General features: G+C 67.0%; 19 protein-coding genes and 1 pseudogene. 6 read left to right on the forward strand and 14 right to left on the reverse strand.

What is annotated here, in order from left to right; genetic code table 11:
- The first annotated feature begins 16 nt into the window (after window positions 1-16).
- From LZ586_RS07870 to LZ586_RS07880, 3 genes are all read left to right on the forward strand, one after another.
- Entirely contained in the window at window positions 17-1,324 is a 1,308-nt protein-coding gene (locus LZ586_RS07870) for an amidohydrolase (RefSeq protein WP_235079318.1), read from the forward strand.
- A 104-nt stretch (window positions 1,325-1,428) separates the two neighbouring features.
- Window positions 1,429-1,623: a hypothetical protein gene (locus LZ586_RS07875; protein WP_235079320.1), complete on the forward strand. Its 195-nt coding sequence runs from the start codon at window positions 1,429-1,431 to the stop codon at window positions 1,621-1,623.
- A 76-nt stretch (window positions 1,624-1,699) separates the two neighbouring features.
- Window positions 1,700-1,861, forward strand: coding sequence for a hypothetical protein (locus tag LZ586_RS07880; protein WP_235079321.1), 162 nt, complete (start codon window positions 1,700-1,702; stop codon window positions 1,859-1,861).
- On the opposite strand, the gene blaOXA is transcribed toward LZ586_RS07880, so the two are convergent.
- Entirely contained in the window at window positions 1,850-2,653 is an 804-nt protein-coding gene (blaOXA, locus tag LZ586_RS07885; RefSeq protein ID WP_235079322.1) for a class D beta-lactamase, read from the reverse strand. The genes LZ586_RS07880 and blaOXA overlap by 12 nt on opposite strands.
- Before the next feature lie 111 nt (window positions 2,654-2,764).
- Between blaOXA and gcvA the strand changes: the two genes are divergently transcribed.
- Window positions 2,765-3,634: a LysR family transcriptional regulator gene (gcvA, locus tag LZ586_RS07890; RefSeq protein WP_235079324.1), complete on the forward strand. Its 870-nt coding sequence runs from the start codon at window positions 2,765-2,767 to the stop codon at window positions 3,632-3,634.
- Window positions 3,635-3,646: 12 nt separating this feature from the next.
- On the opposite strand, the gene LZ586_RS07895 is transcribed toward gcvA, so the two are convergent.
- From LZ586_RS07895 to LZ586_RS07905, 3 genes are all read right to left on the reverse strand, one after another.
- Window positions 3,647-4,588 carry a cation diffusion facilitator family transporter gene (locus LZ586_RS07895; protein ID WP_235079326.1) on the reverse strand — a complete coding sequence of 314 codons (942 nt, stop codon included), beginning with the start codon at window positions 4,586-4,588 and terminating at the stop codon, window positions 3,647-3,649.
- A 6-nt stretch (window positions 4,589-4,594) separates the two neighbouring features.
- On the reverse strand, window positions 4,595-4,951 hold the full coding sequence (locus LZ586_RS07900) for a hypothetical protein (protein ID WP_235079327.1): 357 nt from the start codon (window positions 4,949-4,951) through the stop codon (window positions 4,595-4,597).
- Window positions 4,952-5,089: 138 nt separating this feature from the next.
- Entirely contained in the window at window positions 5,090-5,854 is a 765-nt protein-coding gene (locus LZ586_RS07905; protein ID WP_235079328.1) for a Bax inhibitor-1 family protein, read from the reverse strand.
- Between the two features lie 121 nt (window positions 5,855-5,975).
- Here LZ586_RS07905 and thpR point away from each other — a divergent pair, with 121 nt between their 5' ends.
- Complete coding sequence (gene thpR / locus LZ586_RS07910; RefSeq protein WP_235079335.1) at window positions 5,976-6,512, forward strand: RNA 2',3'-cyclic phosphodiesterase; 537 nt, start codon at window positions 5,976-5,978, stop codon at window positions 6,510-6,512.
- A gap of 458 nt (window positions 6,513-6,970) precedes the next feature.
- Here the strand turns inward: thpR and LZ586_RS07915 are convergent, their stop codons facing one another.
- From LZ586_RS07915 to LZ586_RS07925, 3 genes are read right to left on the reverse strand one after another with little or no spacing between them, the layout of a single operon-like run.
- Window positions 6,971-8,128 carry a glutathionylspermidine synthase family protein gene (locus LZ586_RS07915; protein WP_235079336.1) on the reverse strand — a complete coding sequence of 386 codons (1,158 nt, stop codon included), beginning with the start codon at window positions 8,126-8,128 and terminating at the stop codon, window positions 6,971-6,973.
- Window position 8,129: 1 nt separating this feature from the next.
- A complete protein-coding gene (locus LZ586_RS07920) occupies window positions 8,130-8,555 on the reverse strand; it encodes a hypothetical protein (RefSeq protein ID WP_235079337.1) in 426 nt (141 codons plus the stop codon).
- A 16-nt stretch (window positions 8,556-8,571) separates the two neighbouring features.
- Window positions 8,572-8,979, reverse strand: coding sequence for a DUF350 domain-containing protein (locus LZ586_RS07925; RefSeq protein ID WP_235079338.1), 408 nt, complete (start codon window positions 8,977-8,979; stop codon window positions 8,572-8,574).
- Between the two features lie 184 nt (window positions 8,980-9,163).
- On the opposite strand from LZ586_RS07925, the gene LZ586_RS07930 reads away from it, so the two are divergent.
- The gene (locus LZ586_RS07930) at window positions 9,164-10,705 is read left to right on the forward strand and encodes a spinster family MFS transporter (protein ID WP_235079339.1); all 1,542 of its coding nucleotides are present in this window, start codon (window positions 9,164-9,166) and stop codon (window positions 10,703-10,705) included.
- A 20-nt stretch (window positions 10,706-10,725) separates the two neighbouring features.
- On the opposite strand, the gene LZ586_RS07935 is transcribed toward LZ586_RS07930, so the two are convergent.
- The 7 genes and pseudogenes from LZ586_RS07935 to LZ586_RS07960 all read right to left on the reverse strand — a co-directional run bounded on the left by LZ586_RS07935 (window position 10,726) and on the right by LZ586_RS07960 (window position 15,396).
- On the reverse strand, window positions 10,726-11,262 hold the full coding sequence (locus LZ586_RS07935; RefSeq protein ID WP_235079340.1) for a superoxide dismutase family protein: 537 nt from the start codon (window positions 11,260-11,262) through the stop codon (window positions 10,726-10,728).
- Window positions 11,263-11,340: 78 nt separating this feature from the next.
- On the reverse strand, window positions 11,341-11,970 hold the full coding sequence (locus tag LZ586_RS07940; RefSeq protein WP_235079341.1) for a hypothetical protein: 630 nt from the start codon (window positions 11,968-11,970) through the stop codon (window positions 11,341-11,343).
- A 172-nt stretch (window positions 11,971-12,142) separates the two neighbouring features.
- Entirely contained in the window at window positions 12,143-12,769 is a 627-nt protein-coding gene (locus tag LZ586_RS07945; protein WP_235079342.1) for an HdeD family acid-resistance protein, read from the reverse strand.
- A gap of 124 nt (window positions 12,770-12,893) precedes the next feature.
- Window positions 12,894-13,361, reverse strand: coding sequence for an endonuclease domain-containing protein (locus tag LZ586_RS07950; RefSeq protein ID WP_319938051.1), 468 nt, complete (start codon window positions 13,359-13,361; stop codon window positions 12,894-12,896).
- 287 nt (window positions 13,362-13,648) lie between these two features.
- On the reverse strand, window positions 13,649-14,218 hold the full coding sequence (locus LZ586_RS07955; RefSeq protein ID WP_235079344.1) for a hypothetical protein: 570 nt from the start codon (window positions 14,216-14,218) through the stop codon (window positions 13,649-13,651).
- 75 nt (window positions 14,219-14,293) lie between these two features.
- A pseudogene (locus LZ586_RS18270) lies at window positions 14,294-14,338 on the reverse strand (hypothetical protein); the annotation flags it as partial.
- Window positions 14,335-15,396, reverse strand: a complete 1,062-nt coding sequence (locus tag LZ586_RS07960) for a pentapeptide repeat-containing protein (RefSeq protein WP_235079345.1) — start codon at window positions 15,394-15,396, stop codon at window positions 14,335-14,337. The gene LZ586_RS07960 and the pseudogene LZ586_RS18270, both read right to left, overlap by 4 nt.
- Between the last annotated feature and the right edge of the window lie 337 nt (window positions 15,397-15,733).

Here is a 15,733-nt window from a genome sequence, read left to right on the forward strand (position 1 = left end):
ACTCGGGGGACCCATCATGCTTCGTTCGCTACTCCTCGCCACCGCGGCCATCCTCGCCGCGCCGGCGCTCGCCGATCCGGTCCACGACGCCACCGCAAAGGCGCTTCCCGAGCTGATGACCTTCTACCGCGACTTCCACGCCAACCCCGAACTCAGCCTCCACGAAGTCAAATCCGCCGCCAAGCTCGCCGCCGAAGCCCGCAAGGCCGGCTTCGAAGTCACCGAAAAGGTCGGTGGCACCGGCATCGTCGCGGTGCTCAGGAACGGCCCTGGTCCTGTCCTCCTGATCCGCGCCGACATGGACGGCCTGCCGGTGATCGAGGATACCGGCCTTCCTTTCGCCTCCAAGGTGCGCGCCACCACCGACGAGGGGCAGGAGACCGGCGTGATGCACGCCTGCGGCCACGACACCCACATGGCCACTTGGATCGGCACGCTGCGCAACCTGGCCGCGTTGAAGAGTCAGTGGAAAGGCACGCTGGTCATGATCGGCCAGCCTGCCGAGGAACGCGGCATGGGCGCGCGGATGATGCTGGAGGACGGGCTCTACACGCGCTTTCCCAAGCCGCAGTTCGCGATCGCCTTCCATGACAGCGCCAGCCTGCCCGCCGGCCAGATCGGCGTCACCGACGGTTATGCGCTCGCCAATGTCGATTCGGTGGACATCCTCGTGAAGGGCGTCGGCGGTCACGGCGCCTATCCGCAGACCACCAAGGACCCGGTCGTGCTCGCCGCGCGCATCGTCGGCGCGCTCCAGACTTTGGTGTCGCGCGAAGTCGATCCGCAGCAGCCCGCGGTCGTCACCGTCGGCTCGATCCATGGCGGATCCAAGCACAACATCATCGGCAGCGAAGTGGCGATGCAGCTCACCGTCCGCTCCTTCGCCCCGGCGGTACGCCAGCAACTGCTCGACGGTATCGCCCGCATCGCCAAGGGGGAGGCGATCGCCGCCGGCATGCCGGAGGACCGCATGCCGGTGGTGACGGTGATGAACGAGTTCACGCCCTCCACCTTCAACACCCAGCCGCTTTCCGGACGTCTCAGCCAGCTCTGGACCACCCGCTTCGGCAAGGACCGCGTCGCGGCCACGCCGCCGGTGATGGGCGGCGAGGATTTCAGCCGCTACTGGCTGGCCGACAAGTCGATCCAGAGCACGATCTTCTGGGTGGGCGGCGTGCCCAAGGCCAAATGGGACGCGGCGCAGGCCAGCAAGGCGCAGCTCCCCTCGCTGCACAGCGCCTATTGGGCGCCCGATGCCGAGGCTGTGGTCGCCACCGCCACCGAGGCGATGACCGCAGCCGCGCTCGACATCCTCAAGCGCTGAGCCGGCTATTGCGCGCGATTCACGTCAACCAAGCGAAACGATTGGCACAAACACCGCTAACTCACGTTGGTCAGCCAACAGATTTCGCCGGAGTTGATATATTGGTGCAGGACCGGATCGTCGCCGTTGGTCTATTGACCACCCGCGACCTGGAAAGGCTGGGAAGCGGCTTCAGGCGCTGCTTTCCCGTCTCCGATGATGAAAAGTTCGAGGATCTGCTGCGGGCGATCGACGAGGCCGACGCGGCCTCCGGCCTGCGGCACATCCGTCTCGACGGAGAAGACATGCCGCCAGCCTGATCTAGAGCAAGTACCAGCTGCTTGATCTTTTACGATTTTCTGGCAGCCTGGGTCGTCCAGGGAAGGGGAATGGCCCATGGACGAGGTCCACTATTACCGTATCCGAGCCGACCGCGAACGCGAGCTGGCGACACGCCAGCCCAACATCGCCGCGCGCCAGGCCCATCTCGACATGGCGGCGCATTACGAGCGGCGGATCACGGACTCCAGGGGCAGCGAACCCGCCTCACCGCGCTAGCCTGCCGATCTCGCGCAGCATCGCCTCGCGGGTCGCGGGTCCGCCGGCCGTGCCGCGCGGAACCGCCGCCCCGGCTTCGACCCGCGCGAACAGCACCCGCCGCCCGCCCTTGTCGGCCCAGCCGACAAACCAGCCGAGCGGTTCGGCCCGGTCCGGGCGCAGCCAGCCGCTGCCGGTCTTGCCCCGCACATGCCAGCCGCCGGCCCCCTCGAACGCCGGTACGATCGCTTCGGTCAGCGCATGTGCCTGCGCTGACACCAGCCGGTGCGCCAGCATCCGCCGCAGGAACGCGACCTGCTCGTCGGGAGAGATCGCCAGCGACGACATCAGCCAGCTCTCGGTCAGCCCGTCGCGCTTGCCCGGGTTGCCGCGCACGTCGCGATTGCCATAGCCGAAGCGATCGACATACCCCTTGAACCGCGCCTCGCCGAGCCGGCGGGTCAGCGCCTGCGAAAACCACACCACCGAATTCGCCTGCCACTGCGCCGGATTGGTCCGCTGCTTGTCGACCGCGCGGTTCGCCCGGTGCACCGCCGGATCATAGTCCCAGGCCGGGTGATGCGCGTCGCGGAGGATCGCCGCATCGAACCCCATCAGCCCCAAGGGAATCTTGAAGGTCGAGCATGGCGAGAACCGCGTCGCGCAGGCGCCCGAGCGATGCAGCACCCGCCCGCTGGCCCAATCCTGCACCACCATCGCGCGTACCACTCGCGCCGGCGCCGCGCGCGCGATCCCCGACAGCGCCGCGCCTGTGCCCAGCGCCAGCGCGCCGGCGAACTGTCTGCGATCCATCTTCATCTGCCCTTGGCTCCCATGATCTTGCACCAAGGCTAGGCCGGCCGAGCCGCGCACGACAAAGGATCAAAGCTGGTAGAAGCCATTAGCTTTTCTTATGGATCGGCAATGGTCCGCCCGCATCTGCCCTTGAACGCACTCCGCGCCTTCGAAGCCTCGGCGCGCCATCTGTCCTTCACCCGCGCCGCGATCGAGCTGTGTGTCACCCAAGCCGCGGTCAGCCACCAGGTGAAGGGGCTGGAGGCGCGGCTCGGCGCCCGGCTGTTCCGCCGCCTGCCGCGCGGGCTGGCGCTCACCGACGAAGGCATCGCCCTGCTTCCCGCGCTTGCCGAAAGCTTCGACCGCATTGCCGAACTCGTGGAGGGCATCGCCGGCGGCACCGCCACCCAGCTGCTGTCGGTCGCCGCGGTCGGCACCTTCGCCACCGCCTGGCTGCTGCCGCGCCTGCCCGCGTTCCACGCCGCGCATCCGCGCATCGACTTGCGCCTGTTCACCAACAACAACCGCGTCGATCTGGCCGGCGAAGGCCTGGATTTCGCCATCCGCTTCGGCGAAGGCGCCTGGCACGCGACCGAAAGCGTGCCGCTGATGGAGGCGCCGCTCACGCCGCTCTGCACCCCGGCGCTCGCCGAACGGCTGCGCACCCCCGCCGACCTGCGCGCGCTGCCGCTGCTGCGCTCGTACCGCGCCGACGAATGGCCGCGCTGGTTCGAGGCCGCCAGCATCCCCGCACCGCCGCTCAGAGGCGCCGTGTTCGACAGCTCGCTCGTCATGGCCGAGGCCGCGGTCCAGGGGCTCGGCGTCGCGCTGGCCCCGCCCGCGATGCTCCCCCGCCACCTGGAGGAGGGCCGCCTCGTCCGCCCCTTCGCGCATCAGGTCGCCAGCGGACGCTATTGGCTGACGTGGCTCAAGTCGCGCAGCACGACCCCGGCAATGGCGGCGTTCCGCGACTGGATCACGGCGCAGGCGGCCGCCTGAGCCCGACCGGCCTCAACCGATCGGCGGCGCATCCTCCTGCTTTTCCGGGCGAATGTAGATCGATGTCAGCTGCGGCAAAGTCGCGCGCAGGCGGTGCTCGATGCCTTCGATCAGCGTCTCGGCCTCGCCCATCGCCAGCTTGTCCTCGAAATCCGCGCTGATCGCCACGAACACCCGGTCGGGCGCGGTATGGATCGTGCGGACATGGTTCACCGCCGTCACTTGCGCTTCGGCCGCCACCATCGTCCGGATCGTCTCGACCAGCGCGGGATCGGCCCGTTCGCCGATCAGCAGCCCCTTGGACTCGCGCGCCAGCAGCGCCGCGACGCACGCCAGGATCACCCCGATGACGATCGACGCGGCGCCGTCGATGCGCGGATCACCCCAGGCATGGCTCGCCCAGATGCCGACGCCCGCCACCACCAGCCCCAGCAACGCCGCCGAATCCTCGAACAGCACGATGAAGGTCGCCGGGTCTTTCGAGACCCGCACTGCCCGCCACCAGCCATGGTCGCCCTTCGCGCGGCCGAACTCGCGCACCGCGACGATCCACGACGTACCCTCGAGCAGCACCGCAACGCCCAGCACGATATAATTGACCAGCGGGTCGCGGAGCGGCTCGGGCGCCTGGATGTGCTTCCAGCCTTCGTAGATCGACACCCCCGCCCCTAGTCCGAAGATCAGGATCGCGACGACGAACGCCCAGAAATACAGCTCACGGCCATAGCCGAACGGATGGACGGCATCGGGCGGCCGCTTGGCGCGATGCTTGCCATAGAGCAGCAGCAATTGGTTGCCGCTGTCGACCAGGCTGTGCACGCCCTCGGTCAGCATCGAGGAAGAACCGGTGATCGCCGCCGCCACGAACTTGGCGACGGCGATCCCGATATTGGCAGTGAATGCCGCGTAGAGAACCAGGTTCGCGCGCCAGCCCGACGCCGGGGACGCGCTCACCGGGGTTTAGCCCAGGCCGATCTTGGACAGGATCTTGCCGACGATGCTCGGTTCCTGGCCGCCGGCCAGCTTCTTCTCGGCCTTGGGGTCATAGCCCGAGCTTTCCGGCAGATCCTGGCTGTGGCCCGGCTGCGTGGTCGAGGGCGGATCGGACGCATCCATCGATTCGTCCAGCGCCCGGTCGAGATGCGCATCCTTGCTGAGCGGGTTGCGCTCCAGCCGTTCGGTGATCGACTTGTCGGTTCCGGCGTCCGCCGAGCCCACCGGCGCCTTCGTGGCGCCGTCGCTCTCGGGTCCCGGCGCTACCGACATCTTGTCCATCGCATTGGCGATCGACGCCGGTTCGTTCGGGTTCGAATTCATGGTCACTCTCCTGAGCGTTGCCATCCTGTAACGAACCTTGCCGCGCTGGCGTTCCGCCCCGGACAGGCGCCGGACGCAAAAGAAACGGCCCGGCGAGTTTCCCCGCCGGGCCGCGAACCCTTGATCCTGACGCGAGGCTTAGTCGCGCGAGCTGCCGAACAGGCGCAGCAGGAACAGGAACATGTTGATGAAGTCGAGATAGAGCGTCAGCGCGCCCATGATCACGGCCTTGCCCTGCATGTCGGTCCCGCCGACATAGGCATACATGCTCTTGATCTTCTGCGTGTCGTACGCGGTCAGGCCCGCGAAGATCAGCACGCCAAGCACGCTGATCACCAGGCTCATCGTGCCCGACTGCAGGAACAGGTTGACGATCGACGCCACGATCAGCCCGACCAGACCCATGATCAGGAACGTGCCGAGGCCCGACAGATCCTTCTTGGTAGTATAGCCATACAGGCTCAGCGCGCCAAAGCCGGCGGCGGTGCCGAAGAACACCTGCGCGATCGAGGTGTCGGTATAGCTCAGGAAGATCGTCGACAGCGACGCGCCGAGCAGACCGGCATAGACGAAGAACAGCGTCTTTAGCGTGCCTTCCGACAGGCGGTTCTGGCCAAAGCTCATCGCCATCACCACCGCCAGCGGCGACAGCATGACCACCCAGCCGAGCAGCGACGGCGCGACCGACGTGCCGCGCGCGGTTTCCTGCACCTGGAACAACAGGGTGATCAGGCTCGTCTTCGCGAACACCAGCGCGATGATCGCCGTCAGCAACACGCCCGAAAGCATGTAGTTATACACCGAAAGCATGTAGGACCTGAGCCCCGCGTCGCGCGCTTCGGTGCGTGCACCTGCGGTCGCAAACGGCGCGGCGCCGGTCCGGGGATCCGACCAATTAGCCATTCTGAACTCCTTTAACCGGACAAGCGTCCGGATACCGTCGAATATCGGCCCTGCAACGATCCTTTTCAAGCGAAACCGGTGCGGGAGCGCCTGCCAGTTTTGTGAGTTAATGTTGCTGACCATGCACCGTCTGTTTGTCGGCCTTCGGCCACCCCCGGCCATTCGCGCGCTGCTCCTCGATCTGATGGGCGGGGTTCCCGGCGCGCGCTGGCAGAGCGACGAGCAACTGCACGTGACGCTACGCTTCATCGGCGCGGTCGAGCGCCCGGTCGCCGAGGACGTGGCGGTCGCGCTCGCCAGCCTCCACGCCCAGCCGATCGAAGTGGCGCTGTCCGGCGTCGGCCAGTTCGACACCCGCGGCCGCGCCCACGCGCTCTGGGCCGGGCTCACGCCGCACGCCCCGCTCGCCGACCTCCACCGCAAGGTCGACCAGGCCCTGGTCCGCTGCGGCCTCGACCCCGAACGCCGCGCCTATCGCCCCCACATCACGCTCGCCCGGATGAAGCCCGGCACCGCGATCACCGACGGCTTCCTCCAAGACCACGCCGCCCTGTCGAGCGCCCCCTTCGCGCTCGACCATTTCCTCCTGTTCGAAAGCCATCTCGGCCACGACGCCGCCAGCTACGAAGCCGTCGAGCGCTATCCGCTAAGGGGGTAACCCCTAATACCTCCCCGGCAAGGGGAGGATCATCCTTCGCGCCAGCCGCCCCTCGATGCGCGCCAGGCCCTCGACGAGCCACCCTCCTGCAGCACCCCTAAAATCCTCCCCGGCACGGGGAGGGGGACCATGCGCAAGCATGGTGGAGGGGGCTCTCCACAAGCCGACCGCCCGCGGCAGCCCCCCTCCACCACGCACTAACGTGCGCGGTCCCCCTCCCCGTGCCGGGGAGGAATAAGCCAGCCCACACCCACCGCTGCACCGTCCCAGGAACCTCCCCGCAGGCGAATGGCGGACGGGTATCCCTACCCTCCCCCACATCCTCCCCCGGAGGGGGAGGGGGACCGCGCCCGAAGGGCGTGGTGGAGGGGTATCCCCGCCCTCGACAGGCCGACACCCCTCCGTCAGCGCTCACGCGCTGCCACCTCCCCTTACAGGGGAGGACTAGAAGCCCGGCCCTACCCCCGGATCACATGCGGCACGAACCGCGCACCATTGCCGGTAATCAGCCCGTCCTCGCGGATCCCCATCCCCGCCGCGGCGCCATCCACCACCCAGCACCCCAGCACCGGATAGCCGGCCCCGAAGTCGCGCAGGCGGTACAGCTCCTGGTACATGGTCAGCCCCTCGCGATACCCGCCGCCGCTCCGCGCCAGCGTCGCCCCACCCGCGACCACTTCGATGTTGGCCCCTTCGCGCGCCAGGAACGGCTTGGCGACGTAATCCGCCCCCACCTTCTCGCGGATCACCGACGCCGCCAGCAAATTGGGATGCCCGGGGAACATCGCCCACAGCACCTGCAGCACCGCCTTGTTGCTCCACAGCATCTTCCAGATCGGCTCGATCCAGGCGGTCTCGGGCAGATGCCGGACGATCTCGCGGCCATATTCCTCGCTGACGATCCATTCCCAGGGATACAGCTTGAAGATCGCGGTGATCCGCTGGTCGTCCGCGTCGACCGCCCGCCCGGTGGCGTCGAGCCCGATATCGTCGATCACCACCCCCAGCGTCTCCAGCCCCGCCTGCGAGGCGAGGTCGCGCATATAGGTCGCGGTGATCGTGTCCTCGTGCGACGGATCGGCGGCATGGGTGACCCACAGTCGCTGCCCCGGCAACCGCGCGCGGATGTCGGCCCAGCGCCCGATCAGCTTCTCGTGCAGGCTGTTATATTGGTCGAGCTCGGGAAAGACGTCTTCCTTCCACTCCCACTGGATCACCCCGGCTTCCAGCATCGAGGTCGGCGTGTCGCAGTTGAACTCGAACAGCTTGGGCTCGCCGGTCCCGTCATAGCCGAAGTCGAACCGGCCATAATTGAGTGCCGGCGGCTCGTTCTTCCACGCCGCCTTCACTGCGCCGTGACACCAGTCGGGTATACCGAACAGCGCCATGACCTCGGGATCGGAAACGATGCGTTCGCCGGCCTCGAGGAACAGCTGGTACACGGCCTCGCTGGCCGCCTCGATCCGCTCGACCTCCTCCAGCGTGAAGGAATAATAGGCGCTCTCGTCCCAATAGCGTTCTTCGCCGTCCGCGTCGCCGGCGCCGTGCCAGATCAGCCCCTGTTCCTCGACCGTCTTCTGCCAGTCGGGGCGCGGCGCGATGCTGTGGCGCTGCACCTCAGGAGCGGCCGGAGCCGAAGCTGCGCCCGCGCGAGCCCAGCCCGCCGCGCGACACCGCCTGCGATCGCGTCACCCGGCTGGCGCGCGGCGCGTCGGCATAGCGCACGCCCTGCGCCGGGCTGAACGATCCCCGCCCGGCATAGCGCGGGTCGCGGATCGAATCGCCATAATAGGGCACCGCCGAATTGCGCCCGAGATAATACCAAAGGAACGCGCTCGACATGCCGCCACCCCCGCCGCCATAGGCGCCGCGCGCCTGCGGGTTGCATTGGCGGTCGTCGACGCGCTTGCCGTCCTTGTCGACGCACACCGCGGTGTCGCGGTCGGCGGTCACGCCTTCCCACTCGTCGTTGCGCGACGAACAGGCCGGCAGCGCGAGCAGCGCGGCGGCCATCGCCGTGGTCATCGTCAGTTGCTTGCGCATGGTGCGGCCTTCTCGCTCAAGGGACCATGCACGCGGCCTGGAGCACGCCGAAGCCCACGCCCATGCCGCCCACGAACACGCCCGACGCCAGGCAATCCTCGACGATCTTCTGCGACACCGCCCGGAACAACAGCCGCGCGATCACGAAGAACACCACCAGCTGCACCACCGCCGCCACTGCGCCCCACATCAGCATGTCGGGAATGCTCACCGAATGCCCGATCACCATCGCCACCGGCAGCGCGAAGCCCAGGAAAGTACCCGTCACCTGCACCGCCGCGGCGGTATTGCCGGCCCGGATCAGCGCGAACTCACGGTGCGGCGTGATCAGGACGTACACTGCCAGGAACGCGACGGCCAACACCACCGCGGCCGCGAAATATGCCAGGAAATGCGGCAACGTCTCGACGAAATAAGCGAACATCGATGATCCCCCTCCAACCCAGCCTATCAGGCCAACCCTTCGACACAAGCACAACAATCTCCCTCTCCCGCCTGCGGGAGAGGGCCGGGGTGAGGGTTCGGCGCGATGCCGCCGATGAGCCCCCCCTTTCGTAAAGCCGGTACGCCCGCTACCCTCCGCAACACCAAACAGCACGGAGAGGACCATGCCCACCCCCGCTCCCGACCGCGCCAGCCCCTATGCCTGGTATGTCCTGTGCGTCCTGTTCCTGGTCTACGCGCTCAACTTCATCGACCGCCAGATCCTGACGATCCTCGCGCCGCATATCCGCCGCGATCTCGGCCTCGGCCATGCCGATATCGGCTTCCTCTACGGCACTGCGTTCGGCGTGTTCTATGCGCTGTTCGGCATTCCGCTCGGGCGGCTGGCGGACAATTGGCACCGCGTCCGCCTCATGACCCTCGGTCTTGCGCTCTGGTCGGCGATGACCGCGGTGTCGGGCTTCGCGCGCTCGGGTGCGCAACTCGCCGGGGCGCGGATCGGCGTTGGCGTGGGAGAGGCGACCGCCAGCCCCGCGGCCTATTCGCTGCTGTCCGACTGGTTTCCCAAGCGCCAGCGCGCCACTGCGCTGGCCATCTACTCCTCGGGCATCTTCTTCGGCGGCGGGTTCTCGTTGTTCATCGGCGGGTCGATCGCCGATGGCTGGAACGCCGCATTCCCGCACGGCGGCCCCGCCGGGCTGGTCGGCTGGCAGGCGGCGTTCCTCGCGGTCGGCCTGCCCGGCATCCCGCTCGCTTTGTGGGTCGCCACGCTGCGCGAGCCGGTCCGCGGCCTGAGCGAAGGCATCGCCACGCCGCCGCACCCCGCCCCGTTCCGCAGTTTCGCGGCAGAGCTGCTGACGATCATCCCGCCCTTCACGCTGCTCGGCGCCGCCCGCAACCGCGCGCTGCCAGCCAACCTGCTCGCCCTGGCGCTCGTCGCCGCCGCGGTCGCTGGGCTGGTCGCGCTCGGCGAGCCGCTGCCGCAGTGGCTCGCGGTCGGGATCGGCGCCTACGCGGTGTTCTCCTGGGCCTCGGCGCTGCGCCACCGCGACGCGGCCACCTTCGCCCTGATCGTCGGCACCCCGGCGTTCCTCTGCGTCGTGGTCGCCTATGGCCTCAACGCCTTCCTCGCTTATGCCGTAGCTGGCCTCGCCCCCAGCTACGCCGCGCAGGTCTTCGCGGTCAGCGCGCGCGAGGCCGGGTTGTGGATCGGCGGGCCGGCGATCCTCGCGGGGTTCCTTGGCGTCACTGGAGGCGGGATCGCCGCCGACCGCCTGCGCGCGCGCTTCGCCACCGGCCGCGTCCTGGTGATCCTGTTCGGCGCGCTCGCCCCGGTGCTCCCGCTGGCGATCGCCTTCACCACCACGTCCAAGCCGCTCTTCTACGCGATGTTGCCGCTCACCCAGCTGCTCGCCTGCACGGCGCTTGGCGCCTCGGCCGCTGCGACGCAGGACCTGGTGCTGCCCCGCATGCGCGGCACCGCCACCGCGGCCTTCTTCATCGGCACCACGCTGATCGGCCTGGCGCTGGGCCCCTATCTCGCCGGCCGCATCGCCGACCTGACCGGGAGTCTCGCCACCGGCATCCTCTCGCTGCTGGTCAGCGTGCCGCTGGCGCTCGCCGCCGCGCTCGCCGCCTATCGCCTGGTCCCCGCCGCCGAAGCGAGCCGCGAGGCCCGCGCCCGGCAAGCAGGCGAACCGCTTTAACGGGAGTACGGCACCGCCAATCAAACGCTCTGGAACACCCCGCAGGCGATCCGCCCGCCCGAATTGCCCGACGGATCGGTCTTGTAGTCGTCCGCGCCGGCATGGATCACCAGCGCCGCGCCATCCTCGTCCATCAACTGGGCAAAGGTGCCGGCGGGCAGCGTGAAGATCGTCCGGTCCGCGCCGTCCGCGCCGACGCTCAGGTTCGGCATGTCGCCGGCATGCGGCCCGGCCGGGTTTTCCTTGCCATGCTGGTGAGTGGTCGGGTTCCAGTGCGACCCGGCGCTGGCAAAGTCCGGCGCGTCGCACTTGCCGGTGGTATGGACATGCGTCCCGTGCACCCCGGCGGGGAGCCCGCGCGCTTCCACCATCACGCGGATCGCGCCGTCGACTTCCTCGGCCACCGCGGTGCCCACCGGCTCGCCCGCGGCGTTGCGCAGGTCGGCCTGGGCGCGGAAATGCCCGGCCATGTAGCGCGCATTCTGCTCGGGCGTGGCACAGCCCGCCACCGCCACTGCACTCGCGGCCAGCGCCGCCATAAGCCCGATGCGCACCATATCCCGACTCCCCAAAGATTGCCCGACCGTAATGGACCCGCCCGCGTCCGGTTCCAAGCCCTCGGTTCTCGGCCGCGCTCAATCGGGCGCGCCGCCGCGTCCTCGCGGCCCGAACTGGCCGATATCGTCGATCCGCCCGGTGTCGTTGCAGGTCGGGCAGGGATGATGGTCCGGGCACGGGATCCTGCCCTTCTCCAGCCGCGCCGCCATCTCGGTCAGCTTCTTCTCCAGCCGCTCGCGCGCGCTACCCTCGCGCTGCGGCGTCGAGAACATGCCCCCGGCCGCCTCCGCCGCCTTCTCCGCCGCCGCCTCGCGCTCCTCCTGGCTCATGCCGCCGAACCCGCTCTGCAGGTCGCCGCGCTGCACCAGCAGCCGCAGCAGCGAGTCCGAATAGCGCCGCTTGCGCGACACCACCTCCCCGCCCTTCTCGACCACTTCGTCCCAGCCCTCGACCGCGCGGGTATACGCCGCCTCTTCCAGCACCGCGCGCCCCTTCTTCTGCGCTTTGGCCCAGGCGGCGGCGAACTCGCCCGACTTGGCGCGCAGCCGATAGGCCGACGTGGTCGACACCTGCACTTTCTTGCACGCGTCCGACACGCAGCCCATCTCGGTCAGCGCCCGCAGGAACGCCCGCTGCCGCAGCGGCGTCCACCCGTCGCTGCGCACCCGATGCTCGCGCGCCACGCCGGTCTTCTTCTCCTGTCCCATCCGACTCGCTCCCGTGCCAAAGGAGCCCACCAGTTATGCCTCGAAATCCTACAAGACAAGAACATAAGAAGAACGCACAAGGCCGAGCCACCCCCCCACTCCCCTCGTCATCCCGGCCTAGAGCCGGGATCCCGCTTCTTCTTCTGACGGATCAAGGCAGCGGCAATCCGGCTCAAGGCCGCGGCGACGAAGAACCAGCCAACCCCCGCAACCGCAACCCCAGCGCCACCAGCGCCACGCCAACCACCGCCGCCCAAGCCCCGATCGCCCACCCGACCGACAACAGGCTCACCAGCGGATCGGTCCACAGCACCCAGGCGATCCACAGCCCCAGCAGCACCGACAACAGCCCCGACAGCCCCAGCAGCCACTCGCCGCGGATCTCGCGCCGCAGCCGCACCGCCGCGACGATCTCGAACAATCCGGTCAGGATCGCCCAGGCGACCACCATCCCCGCCGCGACATAGGCCCAGCTCAAAGTCGCCACCCCCGGCATCACCAGGAACAGCACGGCAACCGCAATCCCCGCCACCCCGCGCAGGATCAGCGACCCCCAGCGCTCGCCATGATGCGCAGCCCCCCGCACCCCCGCGATCAGCGACAGGATGCCATCGGCCCCGGCATAAGCCGCGAACACCATGGTAAAGGCGAACACCGCATTGAGCGGAAACAGAAAGGCGATGACCGCCAGCCCCAGCGCCAGCACGCCGCGCACCACCAGCCAGCCCCAGTTGCGGTGGAGCAATGCGGAAGTGCGGGGATTGGCAGGGTTGGCATCGAACGGCGGGACGGTGGCCATGGTCGTTGCTCCTCAGCGGCGCGGCAAGGCGCCTCCTCAGCAGGAATGATGCGAACTCACGCAGGTTCCGCGGACGAACCTCAATCCTCCCCTGGAAGGAGTGACAGGTCGGATGCGGACCTACTCAATCCTCCCCCGGAGGGGGAAGGGGACCGCCGAAGGCGGTGGAGGGGTAGTGTCCACAAGCGAACCCGGCGATGTAGCGCACCACTCCCTCAAGGTTGCCCAGCACTTCAGAAGCCGAAACCCGAACCACCCGCACACCCTGCGCCGCAAGCCAGGCATCCCGAACCCCATCCCGCTCCGGCCGATCCCCGCACCCATGCGCCGCGCCATCCACCTCAACCGCCAACCGATGCTTGGGACAGAAGAAATCCAGCACGTAAGGCCCGGCAGGATGCTGGTGCCGAAAGCGCATGCCCCCAGGCCGCTTCCGCAATTCCTGCCACAACAGCACCTCAGGCAGGCTCATCGCCCGGCGAAGCCCTGTGGCGCGTTTCTGGGTTCGCTTCGGGCCGTGCAGCATGTGGCGACCTACCCCTCCACCAGCCTGCGGCTGGTCCCCCTTCCCCTCCGGGGGAGGATCAAGCATGCCGCCAGCACTACCCCTGTGCAACAACCGCCAACCTTCGCATGGCAGAGAACGCACCCTCCACGCTTCTTCAATCCTCCCCCGGAGGGGGAAGGGAACCGGCGAAGCCGGTGGAGGGGTAGTCTCCACGAGCGAGCCCGTTGATATGGTGCATTACTCCCTCGGATCGGATAGCGCCTCGAAGCGGGTATTCGAAGCAATAGATCGCATGTGCCTAAGCGCCGGTCTTTGATCGCTCCTACGGAAGGTGGAGTACGCCGCTAGATCGACCTCCACAAAGACTCTCGTCAGGCGTAGACCGCAACTTCGGCTTGGTCCTCCCACACCCGCTTATCGGAAGCGTAAGCACACTCTGCGGCGTAGCCGCCGACCTTGGTCAAGAAGCCTCTCAGCGCGTCACCCGTGAGGCGGGGCAAGGCTAAGTCGGGAAGTGCTCGCTCCAGTCGCTCCGACAGCGTCCGACATTCCTCAAATGAAGCAGTGGCGCGCCGGCCGATCAAGTCTGCCAGTCCGTCTATCGCCGTGGAGGATTCCAGCATCCGCGCAGAGAAGATCGGTGATCCCTCTTCTGCTGTCCAGGAGATCAGGCAGGTTCTTACCCCCCAGAAGAACCTGCGCCTGAGACTCGCATCCGCACCCCAGTCGGTTTCCGCCAGAAGGCGCGCGACAAAAAGGCCGACGCGCACGTCCGCCGTATACGAGGCTCGTCGGCTGAAGGCCTTCCTCAGGTCTAGTAGAAAACCATCGCCATCCCGAAGGGCAATGCCCTCATGACCAACGTGGTAGGCAAAAAGGTCGCCACGTTTCGCCTGCTCGAGCAGCCAGGCACGCGGGTAGTTGTGGAGACTTACACCCATGCGCTCAACGGGCGATTGAGGGCGGGGAACGTCTGTCGCTAACATTAGGTCCACGTCAGCTTCAGAGCCAGCGTCACCTCGTGCCCTGCTGCCATAGAGGATAAGGACCTCGTTATTCATCTTGCGCGAGAAAGCTTCGAGATAACTGTGGCGAAGAAAACTGAATATATCACGATTGCCGCCAGTGCGTGAATGTCTTGGACAAACGTCAGCATCGGATCGGACGGAGCCACTTGATTACCGTAACCGATGATAAATGTTAGGTCGAAGCTCTTCTGGAACGGGGCTGAAATCCGCGAAGCGAACTTCACTTTGGAATAAATCGCACCGAACACAATCCAGCAGGCCAGCAGCGCCATGAACGGACGACTTGCCGACTCTCCCCAGCCGTTTAGCGAACCGAGAGCGCGCATTATCGCGTAGTTAAATGAGTGCAGCACCGTCGCGGGTATGGCAACGAGACGTCGCCAACCGGGGCCGAAGATCGTCTCGTAAATGTCTTGCGCCACACGGGCAGAAGACCGCTCAAGTTCGTGAAGCCTTACCGTCTCGTAGTAGGTATGCTCGTCCCCCGTGGTGGCGTGCGAGAGCATGACCGTTCTTAGGAAATGCGCGCGCGTGCCGCGCAGTCTGAACCACTGGTGCATGCGATGCTCCCACGTTTTTCGGCGCGGATCCCGTCCACTAACCGACGCAGCTATCAGCTGACCGGGGTTGCTTAGAAATGTTTTGTTCATTTCGGTGCGACTAGCGATGCCAATGTTGCTCCACGAACATCCACGCAATTCACAAGCGTGAAAACTGGCGAGGGAAATCGAACAATCTTGGAAGGTGCAGTCCTTGAAGTGACAGCGCCGCCAAGTCGAGTAGGCTAGGTCGCAGGCTATGAAGCGGCACTGATCGAACATGATAATTGGGTCGCCTTCGAAGGCGCCTTGAAAGTCACATTCGCGGAACAGTATCCCTCGGACTTCTAGAGTTTCGCCGGCTTTGATCCGGGCGGCGAGCGTGGACGCTGGTACGAACCGTCGATAAGGGCCGGCATCGCGCTGGAGATCCCAGTCGTAAGGCTCCTGATCGAGAACGAACTCCGGGTCGAAGATGGGCTCCCACCAGCAATCGCGGCGTCTATGGCCAATGTGCTGCTGCCCCGGGGTAGCAGCGGGCGCCGCATCCATTGCATTGGACTCCAGGGGGGGGCGGCCGATCCCAAACATACCGCATCGATATACGCGCCGCTCCGGTCGGGGAAGAGTGTACGGGAGCCGAGAAGGTGGCTGCCGCTTGGTTCTCTTGCCGCTCAGGTTGCGCGAGAATTTTTCTTCTTCGGTTAACCTTGGAGCTACCTCAAAACCGCAAGTGGCGCGTCCGTCGAAGATGAACAGTAGACCGCTTTGCGTGCACATCATTTCCGAGCGTAAGTGGCTGATGGTTCGTTTGCAGCCCCTCACGCTTCTACTTGGCAATAAAATGGACGTGCAGACAACGGAGCGATGCGCCCAACGTTGCTCGCAT

This window comes from Sphingomonas sp. S2-65 (assembly GCF_021513175.1).
GTDB lineage: Bacteria > Pseudomonadota > Alphaproteobacteria > Sphingomonadales > Sphingomonadaceae > Sphingomonas.